The sequence below is a fragment of the Nocardia sp. N2S4-5 genome, assembly GCF_044628355.1.
GTDB lineage: Bacteria > Actinomycetota > Actinomycetes > Mycobacteriales > Mycobacteriaceae > Nocardia > Nocardia wallacei_B.
Genome location: NZ_JBIUPM010000001.1, coordinates 3,859,913 through 3,882,154, shown reverse-complemented (window position 1 = coordinate 3,882,154; position 22,242 = coordinate 3,859,913). Strand labels below are relative to the sequence as shown.

Annotated in this window: 17 protein-coding genes; 5 read left to right on the top strand and 12 right to left on the bottom strand. The window is 67.1% G+C overall.

Annotated elements, in window-relative coordinates:
• Nucleotides 1–996: a GAF domain-containing protein gene (locus ACFMRZ_RS17755; protein WP_400180035.1), complete on the bottom strand. Its 996-nt coding sequence runs from the start codon at nucleotides 994–996 to the stop codon at nucleotides 1–3.
• A 177-nt stretch (nucleotides 997–1,173) separates the two neighbouring features.
• On the opposite strand from ACFMRZ_RS17755, the gene ACFMRZ_RS17750 reads away from it, so the two are divergent.
• Nucleotides 1,174–1,734 carry an NADPH-dependent FMN reductase gene (locus ACFMRZ_RS17750; protein WP_400180034.1) on the top strand — a complete coding sequence of 187 codons (561 nt, stop codon included), beginning with the start codon at nucleotides 1,174–1,176 and terminating at the stop codon, nucleotides 1,732–1,734.
• Nucleotides 1,735–1,785: 51 nt separating this feature from the next.
• On the opposite strand, the gene eccE is transcribed toward ACFMRZ_RS17750, so the two are convergent.
• From eccE to ACFMRZ_RS17730, 4 genes are all read right to left on the bottom strand, one after another.
• A complete protein-coding gene (eccE, locus tag ACFMRZ_RS17745) occupies nucleotides 1,786–3,429 on the bottom strand; it encodes a type VII secretion protein EccE (protein WP_280271061.1) in 1,644 nt (547 codons plus the stop codon).
• Nucleotides 3,430–3,548: 119 nt separating this feature from the next.
• Entirely contained in the window at nucleotides 3,549–4,382 is an 834-nt protein-coding gene (locus ACFMRZ_RS17740; RefSeq protein ID WP_400180033.1) for a potassium channel family protein, read from the bottom strand.
• 124 nt (nucleotides 4,383–4,506) lie between these two features.
• Nucleotides 4,507–6,267 (bottom strand): hypothetical protein, encoded by a 1,761-nt coding sequence (locus ACFMRZ_RS17735; protein WP_400180032.1) that lies wholly within the window; start codon nucleotides 6,265–6,267, stop codon nucleotides 4,507–4,509.
• Nucleotides 6,264–6,578: a hypothetical protein gene (locus ACFMRZ_RS17730; protein ID WP_400180031.1), complete on the bottom strand. Its 315-nt coding sequence runs from the start codon at nucleotides 6,576–6,578 to the stop codon at nucleotides 6,264–6,266. Before ACFMRZ_RS17730 ends, ACFMRZ_RS17735 begins: the two co-directional genes overlap by 4 nt.
• 274 nt (nucleotides 6,579–6,852) lie before the next feature.
• Between ACFMRZ_RS17730 and ACFMRZ_RS17725 the strand changes: the two genes are divergently transcribed.
• Nucleotides 6,853–7,131, top strand: coding sequence for a hypothetical protein (locus tag ACFMRZ_RS17725; protein WP_400180030.1), 279 nt, complete (start codon nucleotides 6,853–6,855; stop codon nucleotides 7,129–7,131).
• Nucleotides 7,132–7,174: 43 nt separating this feature from the next.
• Here the strand turns inward: ACFMRZ_RS17725 and mycP are convergent, their stop codons facing one another.
• Both mycP and eccD read right to left on the bottom strand, forming a co-directional pair.
• Nucleotides 7,175–8,635: a type VII secretion-associated serine protease mycosin gene (gene mycP / locus ACFMRZ_RS17720; protein WP_400180029.1), complete on the bottom strand. Its 1,461-nt coding sequence runs from the start codon at nucleotides 8,633–8,635 to the stop codon at nucleotides 7,175–7,177.
• 18 nt (nucleotides 8,636–8,653) lie between these two features.
• Nucleotides 8,654–10,120 (bottom strand): type VII secretion integral membrane protein EccD, encoded by a 1,467-nt coding sequence (gene eccD, locus ACFMRZ_RS17715; RefSeq protein ID WP_400180028.1) that lies wholly within the window; start codon nucleotides 10,118–10,120, stop codon nucleotides 8,654–8,656.
• A gap of 157 nt (nucleotides 10,121–10,277) precedes the next feature.
• On the opposite strand from eccD, the gene eccCa reads away from it, so the two are divergent.
• From eccCa to ACFMRZ_RS17700, 3 genes are all read left to right on the top strand, one after another.
• Nucleotides 10,278–14,315 (top strand): type VII secretion protein EccCa, encoded by a 4,038-nt coding sequence (gene eccCa, locus ACFMRZ_RS17710; protein ID WP_400180027.1) that lies wholly within the window; start codon nucleotides 10,278–10,280, stop codon nucleotides 14,313–14,315.
• A gap of 331 nt (nucleotides 14,316–14,646) precedes the next feature.
• The gene (locus tag ACFMRZ_RS17705) at nucleotides 14,647–15,009 is read left to right on the top strand and encodes a WXG100 family type VII secretion target (RefSeq protein WP_400180026.1); all 363 of its coding nucleotides are present in this window, start codon (nucleotides 14,647–14,649) and stop codon (nucleotides 15,007–15,009) included.
• A gap of 57 nt (nucleotides 15,010–15,066) precedes the next feature.
• Complete coding sequence (locus tag ACFMRZ_RS17700) at nucleotides 15,067–15,372, top strand: WXG100 family type VII secretion target (RefSeq protein ID WP_400180025.1); 306 nt, start codon at nucleotides 15,067–15,069, stop codon at nucleotides 15,370–15,372.
• A 58-nt stretch (nucleotides 15,373–15,430) separates the two neighbouring features.
• Here ACFMRZ_RS17700 and ACFMRZ_RS17695 read toward each other — a convergent pair whose 3' ends face one another.
• The 5 genes from ACFMRZ_RS17695 to ACFMRZ_RS17675 form a co-directional block, all read right to left on the bottom strand.
• Nucleotides 15,431–16,630: a hypothetical protein gene (locus tag ACFMRZ_RS17695; RefSeq protein WP_400180024.1), complete on the bottom strand. Its 1,200-nt coding sequence runs from the start codon at nucleotides 16,628–16,630 to the stop codon at nucleotides 15,431–15,433.
• 29 nt (nucleotides 16,631–16,659) lie between these two features.
• Entirely contained in the window at nucleotides 16,660–17,940 is a 1,281-nt protein-coding gene (locus ACFMRZ_RS17690; protein ID WP_400180023.1) for a hypothetical protein, read from the bottom strand.
• A 71-nt stretch (nucleotides 17,941–18,011) separates the two neighbouring features.
• Complete coding sequence (locus tag ACFMRZ_RS17685; RefSeq protein WP_280366402.1) at nucleotides 18,012–19,565, bottom strand: serine/threonine-protein kinase; 1,554 nt, start codon at nucleotides 19,563–19,565, stop codon at nucleotides 18,012–18,014.
• A gap of 79 nt (nucleotides 19,566–19,644) precedes the next feature.
• Nucleotides 19,645–20,934, bottom strand: coding sequence for a hypothetical protein (locus ACFMRZ_RS17680; protein WP_400180022.1), 1,290 nt, complete (start codon nucleotides 20,932–20,934; stop codon nucleotides 19,645–19,647).
• On the bottom strand, nucleotides 20,931–22,148 hold the full coding sequence (locus ACFMRZ_RS17675; RefSeq protein ID WP_400180021.1) for a hypothetical protein: 1,218 nt from the start codon (nucleotides 22,146–22,148) through the stop codon (nucleotides 20,931–20,933). Before ACFMRZ_RS17675 ends, ACFMRZ_RS17680 begins: the two co-directional genes overlap by 4 nt.
• Nucleotides 22,149–22,242 lie beyond the last annotated feature (94 nt).

The following is a 22,242-nucleotide window of genomic DNA, read 5'->3' as shown; positions in this document are numbered from 1 at the left end:
TCACTGCGCGGGGGTGTCCGGTGACGGCGGAAGGGTTATGCGGACGAGGGCGAATTGGGGTGGAGTGTTGTCGGAGGGGCCGTAGGGGAGGGGAGAGATTTCGACGTCGATGGTCAGCCAGTCGCCGGTGGTGGCGGCGAGGCGCAGGGCGGGGATGGTGTGGAACCGGGTTCCGGAGAGAATGTCGGTGCGGGCGGCCAGGATTCGGGGGCGGTCGGCAGGGTGCGGCAGGGTGCGTTCGTCGGTCTCGCCGGTCCAGCGCAGGCCGGGGAGCGGGGCGCTGATCCAGCGGATCACCCGGATGCGCGCCGTGTCGACTACCGCCAGATACAAGCCGGGGTTGGTGTTCACCAGCGTGTCCACCGTCGCCGCCTCGAACGACTTGCCTTGGGCAGGCACGCTTTCGGTCACGTCGGCGAGTAGTCCGCGCCAGCATTGCGGGTCGGCGGTGTTGCGGGTGGCGATGAGCAGCGTGCGCAGTCCGTCCGGTGTGCGCGCGGTGCAGGTGCCCAGCCAGCGCGCGCCGGGTTCGGCCCGGGACACGGTCGCGACGAGGTCGAGCGCGCCGTCGAAACGTTCGATGTGCTCGAAGGATTCGGCGCCCACCCACACCGAGCGACCCCGATCGAACGCCGGACCCAGCCCCGTCCACAGCACCTCGGTGCGCCGCGTGCGCGCGTCCATCAGAAACGGGGCGACCGGTGGCGGCGCGGCCGGAGTATCGCCCACCCGGAACAGCACGCCGTGCACCGCGCCGCCGGGTCCGATCAGCGGCAGCGCCCGCGCCCGCTGCTGTGACCACGGGTGCCGCGATCTCGGCAGTTCCCTGTCCACCGGTTCCCGGCCGTCGTACGCGGCGGTGACGACGGGTAGCAGACGCGCGGGCACGGTGCGCGCCAACGACTTCCACTGCCGCGGCACGGTGCCGACGGTCAGCACCGACCAGGTCTCGGGGCTGCCCAGCGTCTCGATCAGCAGCCACTCGCCGAGTGTCACGTACGCCCCCTTCCCGAATCCGTCGTCCGCCTTCGTGATAGCCAGCGAATATCGTGCACCATCCGGAACCGGCGCGGTGCCGGGGTGGCGATATCGATGGCCGACACGGCCAGGCTAGGCTCGCGCGAGCGCGGTCAGGGCAGAAGGCGGCGGAGCACCGACCGGAAAGGACACAGCATGGACAGCCCGTTGCGGCTCGAGGTCATCGTCGCCAGCGTGCGGCCGGAACGGTTCGCGCCGGTCGTCGCCGACTGGTTCCTGCGCACGGCACGCTCGTACCCCGAATTCGACACGGGGGTCATCGATCTCATGCACACCCCGCTGCCCACCGACCTCTCGACGACGCCGGAGGTGCGGGCCTATCGGGAACGGCTCGCCGCGGCGGACGCGTTCGTCGCCGTCACCTCCGAATACAACCACGGCTACCCGGCCTCGCTGAAGACCGCGCTGGACAGCGCCAAACACGAATGGCGAGGAAAACCGATAGGTTTCGTCGGCTACGGCGGCCTGTCCGGCGGTCTGCGCGCCATCGAACAGCTGCGGCAGGTGGTCGCCGAGATCCACATGGTCTCGATCCGCGAGACCGTCAGCTTCCACGAGGCCAAGCGGAGGTTCGACGCTCAGGGCGAGACCGCGGACGGCGCCGCCACCGATGCTGCCGCCCGCCTGTTGCGTCAGCTCGCCTGGTGGGGGCGTCACCTGCGCACAGCGCGCGCCACCGACCCGTATCCGGGCTAGCGCCGGGCCGCGCTCCGGCGTCGAAAACGCATGTCCGGACCGGACAGCCGACTACTGATGCGCGACGGGTCGCCGTCCACGCGGATTGCCGATGTAGGTGGCCTCCCGCGGAATCGATACCAGCGTCAGATCGACCTGTGCGGTGCCCGTGCGCAGAATGACGTGGTTGCCGATGGCGCCCGGCTGATGGATCGACAGGTCCGGCCGCGTCGCGGGCCAGCCCATCGGATCGCCGGTCACATAGATCGTGGTGACACCGGCGTGCGGCGCGGGCGCGAGGACACCGTCGACCACCGCGGCGGTGAAATTCGCGTCGCTCTGGTGTGTTTCGACGGCGATGGTCAACCGCTCCGGATTGCCGATGGTGGTGACCAGCTGCTCCCACGCCTGCGGGCGATCGGTCCGGATCAGGACGCGCTCGCCGACCGCCAGCGCGCGGAACACCAACTGCTGCGCCAGATACAGCTCACCGGCGACGTACACGGTCGAAATGCCCTGGCCGACAAGCCGGATCGCGACGCCGTTGCCCTCGTCGTCGGAGCCGATCAGCTGACCGCAGCCCGACGACGGCAGATGCAGCGCCCCGACCACGTCGATCGGATATTCGCCCAGCGGCACCGTGTCGTCGACATCCGGGATACCGATCGGCAGATGGGCCAGCAGACTCTGCCGGTGCCGCCCGTTCAGCGACACCATGCCCTTGCGTCGGCGCTTCTCCGGCAGCTCGCGAGTGGTGAGACGCCATGCGGCGCCGATGTTCACCGTCTCCGCGGAGCTACCCGGCCGCAGCCGCACCGCCACGGTGGTGCCGCGGGAGGGATCGACCCACAACTGCGCCAGCAGATCCGAGCCCAGCTGCTTCGGATCGACGGCGGCGCCGATGTTGACACCGTTGCCCAGCTCGGCGTAGCGCCACCGGTGGGTGAGGGTGCGCGGATCGATCTGCGCGGTGACCTGGAGAACGGCCTTCTTGATCTCGGGCGCCGTGAGCACACGCGACGCGCAGTCGGCGTCCTCGAGCGCGCGCACGATGCGCTGGGTGGCGATGGTGACCGCCCGGCACGCGCCCTCGGTCCCGCCGCCGCGCCGATCGGCGGCATCCGGACAGGCCAGTGTGTCGAAACTGATCGCCAGCCACACCGTGCGGTGCGCGGTCGCCGGCAGCGGACCCAGCAGCGACTCGTAGATCGGGCCGGCCGGCGTGCCGGAGCGGCTGCGGTGACCGTGGCTGATGATGTCGATACCGCTGAGCAGGATGTCGTGCTGGGCCAAGCACTGCGCTAGCTCGGGCAGCGGCAGCAGGTGCGAGGCGTGCACGGTGTTGCGGTCGATACGGGTCAGTCCGCCCTTCGGCGGCAGTACCTCGACGACCGCCACTACCCGGCTGCCCTCCCAGTACAGGCCGAGCGAACGCCCGTCCGGCCCACGGAAGTCGACGGTGTCGCCGAGCCGGTAGCCGCGCCGGGTGCGGTATCGCCAGATCGTCGCGATCCAATCCGCCACGGTGCGCTTGCCGAAGGGAATCAGCACCAGCAGACCCGCCACTACGGCGGCGGCCAGGGCAAACCACCACTGCGGGCCCGCGATCAGGACGGCCACCCCCACGACCAGCCCGAGCAATTGCGCCGCGAGCAGATTCGGCAGCGAGATCCGTCCAAACAGCGGGCGATTGTGCGACCCGCTCGGTTCGGCCATCGTCGTCCCCCAGGTACCCGGTGTCGGCCTCGTCGACGGCCGAGCTGAACTTCAGTCCTGCTGAACTGTACTGTGTGGCGCCGACATGAGCACTTTTCGGGGGAGCGCCCGAGCCTTGCTCACGGCTCGGCCGTTGCCTGCTCGCCGCCGTCCACGGGCCTGGCGTGGTGCTCCGGCATCCCGTGCAACCCCGCGACTTCGGCGCGGAGCGCGCGGATTTCCTCGACCAGCCGACCCACTTCGAGATCGGTGCGTTCCGCGGACTCCTCGACGTTCTTCAGCTGGTCGATGACCCAACTGGTGGTGGTGCCGATGGCGAAGCTGATCAGTCCGATGCCGAACGTCATCAGGACCAGGGCCACCAGGCGGCCTTCCGTCGTGACCGGGTAGTAGTCGCCGTAGCCGACCGTGGTGACCGAAACGACCGCCCACCACAGGGCGTCGCCGAAGCTCTGCACCTTGGCGTCGTCAGCACCGTATTCGGCGTCGAACATCGCCAGGCTGCACAGGAACACCACCAGCAGCGAGCACACCCCGACGAACACCGACAGCCGTGCGCGGGTCAGCTTGCTGCGGTTCAGCGTGTCCAGCACCAGCAGGGCCGCCCGGAGCAATCGCAGCGGGCGCACCGGCGGGAGCAGCACGATCAGTAGTTCCAGCGGATGCGACCGCAGGAAACGCCAACGGTGCGTGGACAACCCGAACCGCAGGAGAAAGTCCGCGGCGAAGATCCCCCAGATCCCGATGTCCACGCCGGTGAGCCAGGCGTCCAGCGTGGGCGAGGCGTTCGTGTCGAGTACATGCCAGGCGTAGACGCCGAGGAACGCCGCCGCCAGCACTCCCATCGGGATGTTCGTGGTGCGTTCCCACGCCACGCGGCGGCTGACCGGGGCCGGTGCGGTACCGGGCGGAGAAGGCGGGGCGGGATCGGTCCGGACGCTGAGCTGGGTCATACGGAACTGCCTAGGTGAATCGTCCGGCAGCCGTGGCCTACCGGAGGGTGGATGCCCAAGTTATCGCCGCTCCCGGCTTCGGCGTTGCCGGACTCCCACAATCGTCCGTGCGCCCGTGGCACGTCTATCGCGTGGACCCGTTCGCGGTCGCATCGCTCGCGCCGACTTCGTCGCCGGCTGCATCGGCCGCGTCCGGCGTCTCCGACGCGATGGTGGTAGACGCTGTGCTGGTGTCGGGCACCAGAATCGGTTCTGCGCCGGTCGTCGGCTCCTCGGGGGCCGCGAAAATGCTCTTGTGCGGTTGGATCTTGGCGCGATGCTCGCCGCCATCCCGTGCGCCCTGTTGCGACGGGGGCATCATCGGCATTCCGAATGCGGCGGGAGTTCTGCTCGGGTCCGACTGCGCGCCCGACGGTGCGGAGCCCTCCTCCGCGGTCGAGGTGGAGGTGTCCTTCGAAGCCGCGAGGTAATCGACGGGTTGAGGTTGCGCGGCATCGTCGCCTTGCGGAGTACCTGCGGGGGGCGCGCTTTCCGCGTCGCCGGGCTGATTGTGTTCCGCGACCCACTCGTTGCCCGGCGGGTATCCGCCACTGTCGAGTTGTCCTCCCGAACCGGGCGATTGCTCCCCGGCCGTAGGGGCCTCGATCCTGGCCGCGATGCTGTCGCCGAAGTCGATGGCCCCGGCGACGGTGCCGATCACATGGTCGATGATGGTCAGCGGCGCCTCGACGGTCTGCGCGACCTTGTAGACGACGTCGACGACCCCCGATACGGTACCGACGATCGTCGAGATCTCGGACGCGGTCGCGGCCACATCCTTAAGCCCCTGATCGACCCCGCCGGTCTGCTGACTCCCGCCGCCGGACTCGGATATCTGTTCACCCGCGATCGGGTTCTCGGTCTGCGCCGGCTTCGCCGCGACCGGAGTCGACTGCTGTTGTTGCGCGACTTGCGAACTCGGCGCCGCGACCACCGCGCCCTGGGCGGTCGCGTTCTGTGTGACGGCGGGAGACTCGGGTGCGGCCGAAACCTGTTGCTGCCCGGTGGATTGGGGCGTGGTGGCCGCAGGCGTGGTGTCGGCGGGCACGCCGCCGGAGTACAGCGCCGTGCTCACCGGGGCGGGTCCGGGGTAGGGGCTGTGGTCGAGACCCTCGAAAGTGGTGAGCATCTCGGTGTAGTGCTGGCTGATGGCGGTGCGCGTGTTCTGGTTGAGAGTGGCGAATTCCCCTACCCGAGTCTCGAATTCGGGGACGAAGGTCTCGGTCATCCAGTCGGCGGCGTACTCCTGCGGGTCGGTGCCGTCCAGCAGGCCGGGGAGCACGGCGCGGACCAGGGTGCGTTTACCGTCCTCGCTGTCCACGAGGCCGAAGTCGCCCTGGGCATACATCGCTATCTGCTCGACCTCGGAGGCCTGTTTGCCTCCGATAGTGAGCGCGCCGAAAACCGATTCGCTGGTGTCGGCCTTCTGCCGCAGGCTGGCGGCGATCTCGGTCAGGGCCGTACCGATCGAGGTCGCCAGTCCGGCCAGCTTCTCCACGTCGGTGCCGACCCGGGCGGCTACCTGCGACAGCAGTGCCGCCGCGTCCGTGCCCGCGCCTTCCGTCCAGGCCGATCCGACCTGCCCGGCCCGGGTCGATTGCACCCCGGCTTGTTCTCGTGCGGCGATCAGCTGGGCGCTCAGTGTGTCGGCGAATGTTGCCAGGTCCGTGAGGTCCAGGCCCCGCTCCGCGTCGTACTGCGCGCGGAGTGCGGCGATGTCGTAACCGCCCGGCGCGTTGCTGCCGGTCCAGGTCGCGTACGGCTCGATGAATTCCTGTAGGCGGTGCAGTCCCGGTTCACCCCTGGTCAGCTGGGTGTCCGCGGTCAGCCCGGTGGTGTCGATCATACGAGTACTGCCCCCGTCGCGCCGACATCGGCGGTGTTGGCCTGGTCCTGCTGCTCGTACACGGTGACGGCCTGCCGCAGCGCATTCGTGCAGTCCTCGATGCTCGAGCCCCATCTGGTCAGCAGCCCCGCGGCATCCACGCACCCCTGCGACAATTTGATGCCGAACTCCCGGTACATCTGCCCGGTCTGTGCGGGATCCACCTGTGCCGCAGCAGTTCCCAGTGCTGTCGCCGAGCTCAGCACGCTCTGCCCCGAGACCGCCAGATCCGTCGCGATACCCTGCATCGCCGCCGTGTGGATAGAAACCACGACTCACTCCCCTACCCGGTCGGCTCTTGGTTGGCGCTGTCGTCTCTGCCCGACTGCCGACCTGTCATCCACTTGGACGCACCGTAGGGCCGCGGGGTTCCGAATCGCTTCCGCGAATTCGCCTCGAGTCGCGCCCGGTATGTAGTCGGCGCCTCCGCGGAACCGTGTGCGGTGACGATGCGTCGAAACAGATGGCGGGCAACGGTTTCGGCGAGCCCGTCGCCATGAAGGGCTCGGCGGCGCCTGCTGCCGGGAGATCGGGAGAGGCAACGTTATGCGTAGAAAAGCTTCGGCACTGGCATCGTTCGCGGCGGCGGTCGCCGTGATCGGAGGGATCTGCACCCTCAACGCGGGGTCGGCGGCTGCTGCGGGGCCGATCGAGAAGTTCGGTACTCCGCAAGCGTGTGAAAATCGGGCCAACCAGAAGAACGCCGAAGAGACAAGGCGACGTGGGCAGTCGACGACGCCCGGCCATACCTACTACTGCGAGCCGTACGAATGGGTGGAACGCAAGTCGTGGGGCCTGTACGTCAAGGACAACCCCTGGCCGTGATCCTGCGCTGTGGCCCGTCGAACGACGGGCCACAGCGGCATTCTCAATCGTCCTCGCGGACGCCGAATCTGCGTCGGATCGGGAACGAGGCGAGGTAGCCCAGAATCAGCAACACCGCGATGACGCCGGTGCCGATGAGTGCGACATTGCGGGCTGTGTGATCGGGCGCGGGCGGCGCCTGCGGGACAGGCAGCTGCAGGCTCTTGGCGGGGCTGGGCCGCTTGGGCGGCAATTGATTCGGGACCTCGGCGGTCAGGGCCGCGACGGGATCGACAGCGCCGTAACCGACGTACGGGCTCCAGCCCTCGGCGGGAGCGTGCGCGGTCGCCTCGATACGTTTGATGACCTCTTGCGCGCTGAGCTGTGGGAACCGCGCGCGCACCAGGGCGGCGACGCCGGCGACGTAGGGACTGGCGAAACTGGTGCCCTGAATGGGTCCCATCTGCCCCTGCTGGCCCACATGGCTGGCGGCGACGATGGTGCCTTTGCTCCCCGGCGAATCGAACAGCGGGTCGAGCGAGGTGATGTCCTCACCCGGAGCCGCCACGCCGACCCAGGGACCGGGCACGGTGAACTTGGAAGGCTGTCCGTTCGCGTCCACCGACCCCACCGAAAGGACGTAGTCGTCGTAGCGAGCCGGCGACACATTCACCTTGACCTTGTTCCACGGGTCGGCCGCAGGATCCAACGGGTCGAGCACCGTGTCGGCATTCTGGCAGTCGTGCTCCTTGTTCCCGGCAGCCGCGACAATGACGACGTCTTTGTCGACCGCCGCGTACCGCACGGCGGCGCCGAGCGAATTGTCTTCCAGCAGTGAGCCGGAGGCTTTGCACGCTACCTCGGAGATATTGATGACCGAGGCGCCCATATCGGCGGCGCGAACGATCGCCTGCGCCATGGTGAAGGTGGTCCCGTAGCCCTCGGGCATCGCGTCCGGTCCCTTGTCCCGGTTGGCGCCCTTCTTCTGGTAGAGGCCGCTGGTCTGGCGGATGCTGAGAATCCGCGCCTCCGGTGCGACGCCGGCGAAACCCTGCGCGGGTTGTTCGTCGGTCGCGGCGATGAGCCCGGCGACCAGGGTGCCGTGCGCGTCGCAGTCCTCGGTGCCGTCGCCGTTGCTCACGTAGTCGCCACCGGCGATCAGCCCCGGCAGGCGGGGATGCCGTGCGACACCGGTATCGATGACCGCCACCAATTGCCCCGCGCCCCTGGAGAACTGCCAGGCGTGCGGTAGGCCGAGGGCGCGTTGTGGCGTGGGAACGGTGGGGCCGTCTCCGCCGGTGCCCGTGGAGTTGCACGGCGCGTTCGCGCGTTCGCTCTCATCGGGCGGCGCCGGTCGGTCACCCGACGGGGGACTGACGGCCGGATTCACCACGGGCTTCTCGGCCTGAGCGACCCCCGGCCCGGTCGTGCCTGTCCCCAAGGTCGCGCTCAGCGCGACAACAGCGCCGGCGGCTACTGTCCGGAGCACACGCGAGCACTGGCGGTTCGTACGGTTCGGAGTCATGTGCACCGGTCCCCGGCTCTACAGAGAACGGATCAGCGAGTACAGCTCCGCCACCCAGAACACCAGCGGCACAACCGCGGCCACGAAGGCGTACTCCAGCAGTTCGACGGCGCGGCGCATGGGCGGGGTGGCGGACTGGTTTGGCACGATGAGGCCGAGGACCAAGGCGGCGATCAGCATCACCATCGCCGCGCCGAACACGGCGAGCGGCTGGTCCATCATCAGCGCGGCGGCGATCATCATCGCCAGCAGGATCGTGGCGCCACCGGCGATCAGGACCACCGCCTGCTCGGCGCCCGCGTAGGTGCGGCTGCGGAACATCAGCACCACCGAACTCACCAGCGCCAGCGCGACACCCGGCCAGCACGGGGAGTCCGCGGTCGGATCGGTGGCGGCCAGCGCGCCGACGACCGTGACCACCGTGGTGGCAGTGACGAGACCGGCCAGATACATCCGGGCGCGTTCGGATTTCGTGCGCAGCGCCTCCATGGTCGGCAGGGCGCGGTGGTCGTCGGGGTCTTCCTCGGTGGGGTCGATCGGCGTGCCCGGCGAGGGCACCGGCGGCAGTGGCAGCTTGGACAGCAGCATCGACACCCGCGGCGCCATCGACAGCGCGCCCAGGGCGACCGCGGCGGCAACGGCGCCGATGGCCTTCACCGGCTGCGAGGTCAGCAGGCCCACCAGCGCCGCCGGCACCGCGAATACGGCGAGCGTGGTCGCGCCGATGAACAGCGCCAGGCCGACGCCGCTGACCCGCCAGGCCAGAATCGCGGTGGCGCCCACCAGAACCGAACCCAGCAGCAGATTCGCCCAGCCGTAATGGTCCGGCACCAGCAGCATGCCCGCGCTGAACGCCGCGGGCAGCGCGCAGCCGCCGATGATCAGGGCCGTCGACCGATCGCCGTACATGCGGCTCAGCACGGTCGCCGCGACGACGAGCAGCACCGCGATGAAGGCCGCCAGCGACCCGGTGATGTAGCCGGACAACGCATCCGGCGCGGTGAGCAGCCCGGCGCAGCCGACCAGCATGGTCAGCACCGCGATGATCGAACCGGTGATCCGCGCGACCCGCGGCGACCAGGCGCGGAAGTGGTCGGTGTCGGCGATCGCGACGTTGTACATGATGTCGTCGAACAGCGGTGTGGGCGCGACGTGGTCGGCGCTCTCCAGCATCAGCAGTTCGCCGTCGCGCACCCCGTGCTCGCCGAGGCTGAGCGAGTTGGAGAACGGCGGCTGGCCGATGCGCGCCAGCACCCACTCGGCGGGCTGGAACTGTTCACCGGAGTTGTCGAAGTCGTTGTGGCGGCTGTGCTGCGCGACCATGTCGACGACGCTGGGGATGACGAGGGCGACGGGCACATCGACCGGAATGGCCATGTCGACCTGAGTGTGCTTGGCAAGAATGGTTACTCGGGCAAGGTCGGGGGCTCGGACGATCCCGCGGCTCGAGTCCTCTTCGACATGTTCCAGTCGCGCGTGCGTCACGCTTCCCCCAACCTCGTCTCTACCTCTGTTTTCCGCATCCGCCCCGGTTTGCGGTCGCCCGGCCGATCCGTGCAGAATGCCCCCGAACTGTACGTCATGTCGGCAGTGCCCTCTACACTGAGTCCGCAGCACTGTCGCGAAGGGGGATCTTCCGTCGATGAGCACAGTCCGGTTTCAGCGCCGTCAGCGTCGGGAGGTTCCGCGGTCCCCCGGCGGTGAGGTGACGCTGCAGCCACCCCCGGAGATCCCACGCGCGGTCCCCGGCAGTCTGCTGCAGAAGCTGATGCCGGTCGTGATGATCGTCGGCATGGTCGGGATGATGGCCCTGATGTTCACGCAGGGCGGAGGCATCGCCTCCAACCCGATGAGCATGATGTTCCCGATGATGATGGTCTTCTCGATGGTCGGCATGTTCGCCGGTCAGGGCGGGAAGGGCCAGAAGGCGGCCGAGGCCAACGAGGACCGCAAGGACTATCTGCGCTACCTCGACCAGGTCCGCAAGGATGTCGACGAGACGGCCACCCAGCAGCGTGAGGCCGTCGAGTGGAGTCACCCGGAGCCCGGCCTGATCTGGATGCTGGCCGGTACCAGCCGCATGTGGGAGCGCCGCCCGGGCGACAAGGACTTCTGCCACGCCCGAATCGGCCTCGGCGGCCAGCGCCTGGCGACGCGGCTGGTTTCTCCCGAGACCGGCCCGGTCGAGGAGTTGGAGCCGATCGCGGCGGTCTCGCTGCGCCGTTTCGTCCGCACCCATTCCACGGTGCTGGACCTGCCGACGGCCATCGCGGTGAAGGGTTTCGCCACCATCCAGCTGAACGGCGACCGCGGCCAGGCGCGGGACATGACGCGCGCGATGTTGTTGCAGCTGTGCATGTTCCAGGCGCCGGATCAGGTGTTGCTCGCGGTGGTGTGCGGCGCCGACACCGCCGCCGAATGGGAGTGGACGAAGTGGCTCCCGCACACCCAGCACCCCGATTCGCAGGACGGCGTCGGCACCGAGCGCATGGTCTACGGCTCCGTCCGGGAGATGGCCGAGGGCCTGAGCCCGTTGCTGCACAATCGTGTTCGCTACTCGCGCAACCAGCCCGCCAACCAGAACCTGGTACACGTCGTGATCGTGGTCGACGGCGGCCTGCTGGAGGCGGAGGAGGACAGCCTGCGGGAGTCCGGCTACGAGGGCGTCACCATCGTCGACCTGTGCAATTACGCTCCGCGCCTGGCGGTTTCGCGCGGCATCCAGATGGTGGTGGAGAACGGTGAGTGCGTCGGCCGCGGCGCCACCGGCAATATGGAGCGCTTCGCGCTGATCGACCGCATCAGCGCGCGCCAGGCCGAGCAGGTGGCCCGTCGCCTGGCCCCGTTCCGGGTGGCCCTGCAACGCGGCGCCGAGACGGTCGCGGAGGAGAACGCCGAGGTCATCTCCTCGTGGTCGCAGCTGGTGAACCTGGGCGACATCGGCAGCTTCAACCCGGAGAACGGCTGGAAGCCGCGCTACGACCGGGACCGGCTGCGTGTCCCGTTCGGCGTCGCCGCCGACGGCCTGCCGGTGTACCTCGACATCAAGGAGGCCGCCGAGAACGGCATGGGCCCGCACGGCCTGTGCATCGGCGCGACCGGTTCGGGTAAGTCGGAATTCCTGCGGACACTGGTGCTTTCGCTGCTGGCGACGCACTCGCCCGACCAGCTGAACCTCGTCCTGGTCGACTTCAAGGGTGGTGCGACCTTCCTCGGTCTGGAGGGTGTCCCGCACGTCGCGGCGGTCATCACCAACCTGGAGGAAGAGGCCGACCTCGTCGACCGTATGAAGGACGCCCTGGCCGGTGAGATGAACCGCCGCCAGGAGGTGCTGCGCTCGGCCGGCAACTTCGCCAATGTCGGTGAATACGAGAAGGCCCGCGCCGCTGGCGCCGACCTCGACCCGCTGCCCGCGCTGTTCGTGGTCCTCGACGAGTTCTCCGAACTGCTCACCCAGCACCCGGATTTCGCCGAGTTGTTCGTGATGATCGGCCGCCTCGGCCGCTCGTTGCATGTGCACCTGCTGCTGGCCTCGCAGCGGCTGGAAGAGGGCAAGCTCAAGGGCCTGGAGAGCCACCTGTCCTATCGCATCGGCCTGAAAACGTTCTCCGCCAACGAGTCCCGCCAGGTGCTCGGCGTGCCCGACGCCTACAACCTGCCGAACAGCCCCGGCGGCGGTTACCTGAAATCCGGCGACGGCGAGATCCGCCGCTTCCAGGCCTCCTATGTGTCCGGTCCGTACGTCGGCGGCGGCGCGCAGCGCGAGGTCACCCAGGCGGGCATCGCGGGCGGCGAGATCGACATCAACGCCCGGCCGTTCGTCGCGGGCCACGTGGCCTTCCGAAACAGCGACCGGCTGCCGCTGCCGCAGGCCACCGAGGTGGTCGAGGAGGCCAAGGACGAGGCGGGCGAGAAGATGTCCAACCTGGACATGCTGGTCTCCCGCATCCGCGGCCACGGCCGCCACGCGCACGAGATCTGGCTGCCGCCACTGGATTCCGCGCCCACCCTGGATCAGCTCATCCCGCGGTCGATCCTCACCGGCGAGTACAGCCCGGTGGCCACGCTGCGCGCGCCGATCGGCATCGTCGACCGCCCGTACGACCAGCGCCGCGACCCGATGATCGTCGACCTGTCGGGCGCGCGCGGCAACGTCGCGGTGGTCGGTGGCCCGCAGTCCGGCAAGTCCACCGCGCTGCGCGCGCTGGTCATGGCGATGGCGCTGACCCACACCGCCGAACAGGTGCAGTTCTACTGCCTCGACTTCGGCGGCGGCACCCTGGCCAGCCTCGAGGGCCTGCCGCACGTCGGTTCGGTCGCGGGCCGCCTGGACGTCGACAAGGTGCGCCGCACCCTGTCCGAGGTCACCACCATCGTCCGCCAGCGCGAACTCCGATTCCGCCAGCTGGGCGTGGAATCCATGTCGGAGTTCCGGCGGCTGCGCGGCGGCGACCCGGCCGCCGGCCCCGCGGCCGCGGGTGTGCACGAGGACCCGTTCGGTGACGTCTTCCTCGTCATCGACGGCTACATGTCGATCCGCCAGGACTTCGATGTGCTCGAGCAGCAGATCATGAACCTTGCCGCGCAAGGCCTTTCGTACGGCGTCCACGTGGTGATCGCGCTGAACCGCTGGGCCGAGGCCCGCCCCGCGCTCAAGGATCAGATCGGCACCCGCATCGAGCTGCGCCTCGGCGACCCCATGGACTCCGACCTGGGCCGCCGCGTCGCCGCCCTGGTCCCTCAGGGCCGCCCCGGCCGCGGAATGACCCCCGACGCCCTCCACATGCTGACGGCCCTGCCGCGCGTCGACGGCCGGTCCAACCCCGAAGACCTGGGTTCCGGTGTGGCCGACGCGGTTCAGCGCCTGGCCCAGCAGACCCCCGGACGCCCCGCCCCCTCGGTGCGCATGCTGCCCGAACTGCTCACCCGCGACCATCTGCTACAGGGCATGGGCGGTTGGCCGAACAGCCTGGACCCACAGGTCCCGAACCTGCAGATCCCGATCGGCCTGAACGAATCCGAGTTGGCCCCGGTCTTTTTGAACATGGCCGAGCAGCCGCACTTCCTGATCTTCGGCGATAGCGAATGCGGAAAGACAAACCTGCTGCGCAGCGTGGTCCGAGGGATCGTCGACGCCAACGCGCCCTCCCAGGCCAAGTTGATCATCGGGGATTACCGCCGCACCCTGCTCGGCGTCGTCGAGACACTGCACCTGGCCGGATACGCGCCGTCGTCGCAGCAACTGCAATTGATGGTGGGTGAGCTGGTCGGCATTCTGAATTCCAGAATGCCCGGGCCGGATGTCACGCAGCAGCAGTTGCGTGACCGGTCGTGGTGGACCGGGCCAGAGATCTACATGGTCGTGGACGATTACGACTTGGTCGTCACCTCGAGCGGAAACCCGCTGTCGGTCCTGGTCGAATACCTCGCACACGCAAAGGATATCGGCTTCCATCTGATCGTCGCCCGGCGTTCGGGCGGTGCGTCGCGTGCGATGTACGAGCCGCTGATCTCGCGCATGAAGGATGTCGGCACGACGGGCCTGCTCATGAGTGGAAACCGGGACGAGGGCCAGCTTCTCGGCAATGTTCGGATGAGCGAGATGCCTCCGGGCCGCGGCACACTCATCAGCCGCTCCGGAATCTCCCTCGTGCAGACGACATGGAGCCCGGCGCCATGAAACCGGCGAGACGGCCCGAGAGGTGCTGCGCCGCAGGTGAGGACGGTCCGACCGGTCCTCGCGGAGCACTGCGCACGGGCCGGGGACCGTGGTACGTTGTCGACGGTCACGTCTGCGGATCGTCGTCGTGGATGGCGGGAAGAAGGGGGAGGTGGGATAGCAGCGAATCCGCATTTGACCAGGTCGTGCGGTCGATCGCTGGCTCGAACATCGCATGTCGAGCGAGCGGGGGCGCGATTGGGAACCGGCTGCGCCACTTGTGCGTCCAATGTAATGAACGACCCACCATCGTCACTGCGGCCCGCGGTGACAGACTGAAGGAGCTACCGAGATGGGTTTGTCAGCTGACCATGCAGCGTTCGTAAAGTTCACGGACACCATGAAGACGAAGTTCGAGGACATCAACGGTCGGGTGCGGGTCGCGCACGATAAGGCTTTGTCCGTGAACAATAGTTCGTTCCAGGGCCTGGCCGGCTCGGCGTTCCAGACCGCGTTCGAAAACTTCCTGCAGAAGGCGCAGGCCATGAACAACGCGCTCATGCAGAACGCCGAGAACTTGGAGCAGGTCACCAAGCAGTTCGGCAACACCGAACAGGACCAGCTGGCTGCGCTGCAGAGTGCTGGTGCGGCGATTTCCGACGGTGGCGCTCCCGCACCGACCGGCGGCGCGCTGAACTGGAACACCCAGGTCTGACCGTTCTTTCGAAGGAATGGTGTGTCCGTAGTCTGCTGAAATCTTGGAGGAAAAACAATGACTGACTTCGGTGAACTGTCTTACGACTTCGGCGCGATCAACGACGTCGGTACCGGCCTGCACACCGAGGCCTTGAACATCACGTCCGCCCTGGAGGACATGGAGAAGGAGTTCCAGACCTTCATCACGACGCACTGGCAGGGCGGCCAGGGTAACGAGGCATTCAACGCCGTCCAGACGCGATGGGGCCAGCAATCGGTCGAGCTCATGGGGGCGCTGACTCAGCTGGGCACCAAGACCGTCGGTGCCGGTGAGGCCATGCAGGGCGCCGACGTTCTGGCTGCCAAGATCATCGGCGGCTGAGCACGAAGCTCGCGGCGGCCGCACCTCCACCATCGGAGGTGCGGCCGTTCTTTATCGGTCACCAACTGTTGTTCGCGAACAGCGCGTACTGTGCGGCGGCTCGCTGATACACATCGAGGGGCTGCGAGCTGTTGACTCTCGCCACATAGCGCCCGTATCGAACGAGGCAGCGATAACGGTTGTCAGTCGAATATCCGGACTTGTCGGCGTTCTCGGTGCAGCTGGAGTCCGGCACGTCCCGAGGCGGGTCTATGCGACGCGACGAGGCGCTCGGTAGTTTCTCCGCCAAGGTCTGGGCAGATTTGGCATCCCGTGCGCGAGCCACCAATGTGTCGCCCTTCATATCCTTGACTACTCCGAAAAGATCGACACCCGCTGCCTCGAAAATGGCCTTTTGCTCGGCGGTATCAGCGACGAAATGCAGGAACGCTCGTGGCTTCGCGGACATCTGGTTCGGTACGTAGGGGCCCGCGTAATCCATCGGGTGCAGCACTCTGCGAAGAATTGCCTCCGGGTCGTACGGCAGGTGAAGTATCTCGTGGCCGGAAAGCGGCGGCAGAGCGCTCAGCATGGGTAGCTGGACGTCGTACGCCTTCTGCATCAGAGCGGTCAGGTCGCTCAGGTTCGCCGCTGGGGTTCGGACGAAAATATCGAGGACGTAGGAGCCATGCGCTATGCGCGACCCCAGTGTGCGAATACCTGGGCGCCAATGGGAAAGCGCCTGCGGATACTTCGGTAACGTGACAGGAGTGTTGACGTCCTTTGCTATATCGAAGTCTACCTGTTCGTATTCTCGCGCCGCATCTTTTGCCGCGTTCTCGTTCGGGAATTGGAAGACTTCGATGGCAACTTCGGAGTCGCCTTCGACCGCGCCCTTATCTGTCTTGATGTCTCGGCTCGATGCTATGAATCCGTACAGCATTCCGTATTTGGTCAACACCGGCTCGTACGACGATAGGTACTTACTGCTGATGGCGTCCTTGGGGTTCACGACAGCCTGAGCTGCCGACCCGTATGCTAGTTTGGGATCGATTTCCACACCGAGCGCCACGCTATCCGCGAGGCGGGCCACCGCGAGATGTCGCGCTTGATCGAGATTCGGGCCGTATTCGAATCGAAGGTCGTTGGGACGTGTATCGTATTGTCCGACATTCAGTGTACGGACGTCGATCTCCGCGGCCCGCGGTGTCCCGGTCGATCCACCGGCACATCCGGCCAGAGTTATTGCCGCAAGCGGAGTGGCGAGAATGGTAGCCAAGCGTCGATATATATTCATGACAGTTGCGCCTATTTGCTGTTGGCAAGGATGAGATATTGTGCGGATATGCGCTGCTGGGCATCGTGTAGCTGCTGCGCCCAGGTTGTGGCGACATAGCGGTCGTAGGGCATTTGGCAGATGAATCGGGATGCCGATATCTGTGGGCCGCGGTACTCCAGGCATTTCGCGCCGGGTAGACCGCGCGGTGAATCCACGGTATGGGAGTATCGGTCGGGTCGAACTCGAAACTCCGCGATCTTCGCGGCTGCTGTGCTGTCTCTGGCCCGCATCAACTCGCCTCCGTCGAAGGCAATCCGGTCGACTCCCGCCTCGGTGAACATGGCTTGTGCCTCTTTCGGCTCTTCGAAGAAGTTCAGCGAGCCATGCAGGTCGTAAGTGCCGGGGAGATTGACGAACGAGTCGCCTTCGAGCCGCGGAAGTGATCTGTTACGCATGTTGTCCGGGTCGATCGGTACGCTCATCAGTTTATCCGGCGGTGTCGGGCGAAATCGCTGCAAGCTCGGCAGGGTGGTATCCATCGATTTCTGGGCCAGTGTTTCCAGAAATGGCAGATCCGATTGCTTCAGTTCCTTGTTCTCATGGTGCGAGACTATGGTGACCAGAACGTACTTGTCGCGTGCCAGCCAAGAAACCAATGTCTGGCTCGACGGCTGCCAACGAGCAATCGAATCGGGGTACGCGGCCAGTGTGGCGCCTTCGACGATATTGTCACTCGCGGCATAGAACTCGGTTTGCGAGAGCTTTTCGGCTGCGGCTCGCGCGGAAGTCTCATCGGAGTAGATCAGAGTGGTGTTGACCAACTCGTACGAGAGATTCATGGCACTGTCCGACAATCCGGTCGCGGAGAAGCCGGCGACATAATTGTTCGTGGCCTCGGTGAAATTGTGCTCGTTCACCCAGCGGAACATCGGGCCGAGGTGGGTTTTGGCCTCGCCCTCGGTTTCGAGGAATACGTGCACTTGAGACTCGCTGCCGAATTTGAGATTCGGATCTATCTCGAAGGGCAGTGGCAGAATATTTGCCAGCCTCTGAGCTTCGGCGGCGCGGGCGACGAAAATATTCTTGGGCAATTCGAGTTGTCGTGGTTTCGTCGGATAGTTGCCCACATCGAGCTGACTGGGCTCCACGACCGGATCGCCTTGTGGGTGATCTGCCGATGAGTCGGAGCCGCACGCGGGAACGGCGGCCACGGCCATGGCCATCAGTAAAATCAGAGCACCTCGAACAGAGCGAGTGACTCGGTCAGTGGACAGCATCCGGATGCGTGACGATCGCAGCATCGGGTTCACGTCCTCCCCCCTTTCATTTCGATATCGCGGCATAATACTTCATACCGCTCAGATCAGGTACGCGCCGACCCCTACTTGACCTGGTTGTGGAGCACCGGAACCAGCTTGTCCAGCAGCGTCTTCTCCGAATTCGCGGACCAATTTCGTACCGCCGACACGGCGGCGGGTTCATCGAGCGGAATCACCGTGGCCCGGGTACCGCTGATCTCGTACGGCAATCCCAGAAGGCCGCCGTTCCCAGCTTTCTCGTCACTGCGGACCACAAGGACATAGCTGTCGGCAGGCACGTCCAACTTCGGATAGGAATCTCCTGGCGGCCGCGGTGAAGCCTCGTCACCGTTTCTCGGGTACCTCAGGTTGTAGACGAATCCGAGTCCCTCCAGAAATTTCGTCTGATCCGTCCCACCGAGGTAGATCTCGAAGTTTCTGGAGCTCGTCACATCCAGCATCGTGATGGTCTTCCCCTCGAACCCCGGATTCGCCGCGCGGGCCTGCTCGACCGACGTGATCGGGGCCGCGGCGGTGGCGGTGGTGGAAGTGGTCGTGGTGCCGCCGCCGCTCTGGGTGGCCCAGATGCCGATGCCCGCGGCGAGAGCGACCGCTACTGCCGCGCCGCCCGCGCCGAGCAGCCATTTCTTGCGGGGGCTCGGGGGTGGGGTGAGGGTGGAGAAGTCGGTGCGGTGGTGGGGGCCGGAGGTGGTGACGCGGGGGTCGGTGCGCGGGGCTCGGGTGTCGGGGACCTGGATGGGGTAGGTGGGGGAGGTGTTGGTGTGGATCGGGTTGTGGCCGGGGAGTAGGGAATTCGAGGCGGCGTCGGTGAATTCGCGGCAGCTGTTGAAGCGCTCGGCGGGGTTCTTCGCCATGGCGCGCGCGAAGACGTGGTCGACGGCCGGCGGGAGGTGCGGGTTGACGGCGGTGGCGCGGGGCGGCGGGTCGTAGAGGTGGCCCATCATGACCATCGCCGGTTGTGTTGCGGGGTACGGGTTCTGGCCCGTCAGTAGTTTGTAGAACGCGCACGCCAGGCTGTAGATGTCGCCGCGGTGGTCGACGGCCATGCCCTGCAGCTGTTCCGGCGGGGCGTAGGCGATGGTGGCGACGAAGCTGCCGGTCTGGGTGAGTTCGGTGGCGTCGTCGGTGGACTTGGCGACACCGAAGTCGGTGAGCAGCACCCGCTCTTCCTCGTCGCCGCGGGAGAGCAGGAAGTTGGCGGGCTTGACGTCGCGGTGCAGCAGGCCGCGGCGGTGCGCGTAGTCGAGGCCCTTGCCGACCTCGGTGACGATGCGCAGGGCGCGCAGCGGCGTCATGGCGTGCGGATCGCGGGCGAGTTCGGCGGAGGCGTCGGTGCCCTCGACGTACTGCATCGCGATCCACAGATGGCCGTTCTCCTCGCCGCGGTTGTAGACCGAGACGATGTTCGGATGGTCGAGTCCCGCAGCGAGATTGGCCTCGCGTTCGAAGCGGCCCCGGAACTCGCCGTTGCTCGACAGCTCGCCACCCAGGATCTTGATGGCGTCCATCCGCGGCAGGCTCGGATGTTTGGCGAGATAGACGGTGCCCATGCCGCCCGCACCCAGCACACGCTCGATGCGGTATCCACCGACGATAGTGCCGGGACTTATCGCCATCTGTAATAAACTCCTGGTCGCACGGTCGGGCCGATCTCGCTCACGCGGAGCCTACTGCCCGCCGCGGGTACCGGTCGAGTCACGGCTGCCACTGGCTGTTGGCGAGCAGCGCGTACTGAGCGGCCGCGCGCTGCTGGGCGTCGAGCAGCTGTGCGGCGTTCAGATAGCTCACGTACTGGCGGTAGGCGACGACGCAGGTGAAGCGCTTCACCCTGGTCTGCGCCGAGTTGCCGGTGCCGGTCCGGTTCTCCACGCAGGCGGAGTCGGGGACGTTCGGCGGCGCGTCCGCCTTCCGTGCCATGCCGGTGATGACGAGCGGCTCGGTCACGGCCTTCCGCGCCGACGCGGCGTCCTTCGCGCGGGCCAGCAGGGCCGCCTCGGTCATGGCGAACCGGTCGGCGCCGATCGCCTCGAAGGTCTTGCGGGCCTGGGCGCGGTCGGACATGTGGTGCAGCACGCCGCGGCGGCCGTAGATGCCCGGGTACGCGCCGATGCCGGGCTTGTACACCTCGCTGGGGTTCAGCGTCCGGCTCAGGATGTGGTCCTGATCCCACGGAAGATGCAGCGCCTCTTCGTCCGACACCGGTTTCACCTGATCCAGCATCGGCAGCTGGGTGTCGAACGCCTTCTCCGCCAGTGTCGTGAGCGCGGCCTGATCCGGTTTGGGCACGGTGACCACGACGCCCACGACGTAGGGGCCCTGCGCGACGAACGACCGCGCGGTCGGCACGCTCGGCCGCCAATGTGCGTGCGCCTTGGGATATTTCGTGAGCGTCAGGGGCTGGTTGCTGTCCTTGTTGGCGTCGAAGTCGGCGGCGTAGAACTCGTCGGCGGAGCGCTGCGCGGCCTCGGCATCAGGGAACTGCATGACCAGCAGATTGACCGTGGAGGCGTCCGGGGTGCTGCGGGACACCGTGGGCCAGCCCGAGTCGAGGATGAAGGTGCTGCGATCGGCGCCCTCGGACTTGAAGCCGTACATCATCTTGTTGCGCTTGGCGATCGCCTCGGTGACGTCGGTGCGGCCCAGCAGCGAATCCATCGCCCCGCTGGTGAAGCTGCCCGCGTCGCTGCCGAAGGTCATCCGGGGGTCGACGTCCTCCGCCGTGGCCACGTAGTCGGCCAGGCGCATGGCGGCGACATCGTCCATCTGGAAGAAAGCCGGGCGGTAGTCGCCGTAGATGTCGACCGGTTCGGTCGGGTAGGCCCCGACGTCGAGTTTGCGGATGTCGACCTCGCCGGGCAGCGCGGTCCCGGCGAGGGTGGCGTTGCAACCGGTCAGCGTCGCCGCCAGGCCGGCGGTGACGAGTGCGCCCGCGAGGAAGCGGACGCCGGTGCGGCTCAGTCTCGAGATCGTGTTCGAGTCGGTCATCCGGCCTTCACCAACATCGCGTATTGAGCGGAGATCCGCTGCTGGGCGTCGAGCAACTGGGCGGCCCAGGTGAACGCGGCGTAGCGACCCTGCGCGACCGAGCAGTAGTAGCGGACCGCCATCTTCTCTTTCCCGTGGTACTCACGGCATTTGGCGGCGGGTAGATTCTTGGGGGCGGCCGCGCTGTGGAAGTTGCGCGTGGGATCGCCGAGTTCGTCCCGGACATGCTGCGCGCCGGCGGCGTCGCGGGCGCGGAACAGCTGCGTGCCGTAATCGGCGAAGCGGTCCACGCCGGCCTCGTCGAAGATCTGCTTGGACTCCACCGGATCCGAGCTGAAGTGCAGCGCGGCGTGGGCGTCGTAGACTCCGGGCGGATTCAGCCAGGCCCCGAGGGTGTCCTCCTTGGGCCGGATCAGCGTGCGGCGCAGCATGTCGTCGCGATCGATGGGCTGCGACATGAGTTTGTCGCGCGGAGTGGGGGTGAACTTGGAGATCGCGGGGACGACGGTGTCCAGGCTCTTCTGCAACAGCGTCGTCAGCGCGGGCTGGTCCACCTTCTCCAGCCAGGCTTTGGCCTGGTCGTAGATCCAGGTATAGACCACGAAAGGCCCGGTCGCGTACCAGGATCCGATCGACTGGACGGTCGGGTCCCAATGCGCGTGCACGCCCGGATACTTCGGCAGGGTCACCGGCTGGTTCCGGTCGTTGTAGCCGAAGTCGGTGCGCTCCAGCGCCGCCGCGGCGTCGGCCGCCTTCTGCGCGTCGGGGAACAGCATGACCGTGTTGGCCAGCTCCATGCCCTGGTTGTACGGATCGTTGCGGGCGTAGCTGGCGAATCCGCTGATGAAGTCGGGGGCGTCGTCGTGGAACCGGCTGGTGTCGATCTTGATGATGTCGCTGAGCAGCGAATACTTGGGATCGACGAACACCAGCGCGGCCATCGGCGCGGGATGCACGAAGGCCGGGTCGACGTCCGAGGGCAGCGGTAGCAGGTTCCCGAACCGCTCCGCCTCGATCATGCGGGCCGCCTCGTCGTTCTTCGGCAGACCCATATCGTGCGGTTCCCCGCTGTAGGGCCCCAGATCCAACTGTCCGATATCCACGACGGGTTCGGCCGCGATCGCGCGGCCGCCACCCCCGTCCGACCCGCAGCCGGCTGTCACCAATGAGGCAACCAGCAGTCCGGCCGCCAGGAGTCCCGTGGTCCTCCGCATGTATCCCCTCCGTCGGAACTCGGCCACCTCCACGGGTCACGATTGGCCGATGTAGGCGCCGCGGTCGAGCGGTTGACAACATAGCACCTGCAAA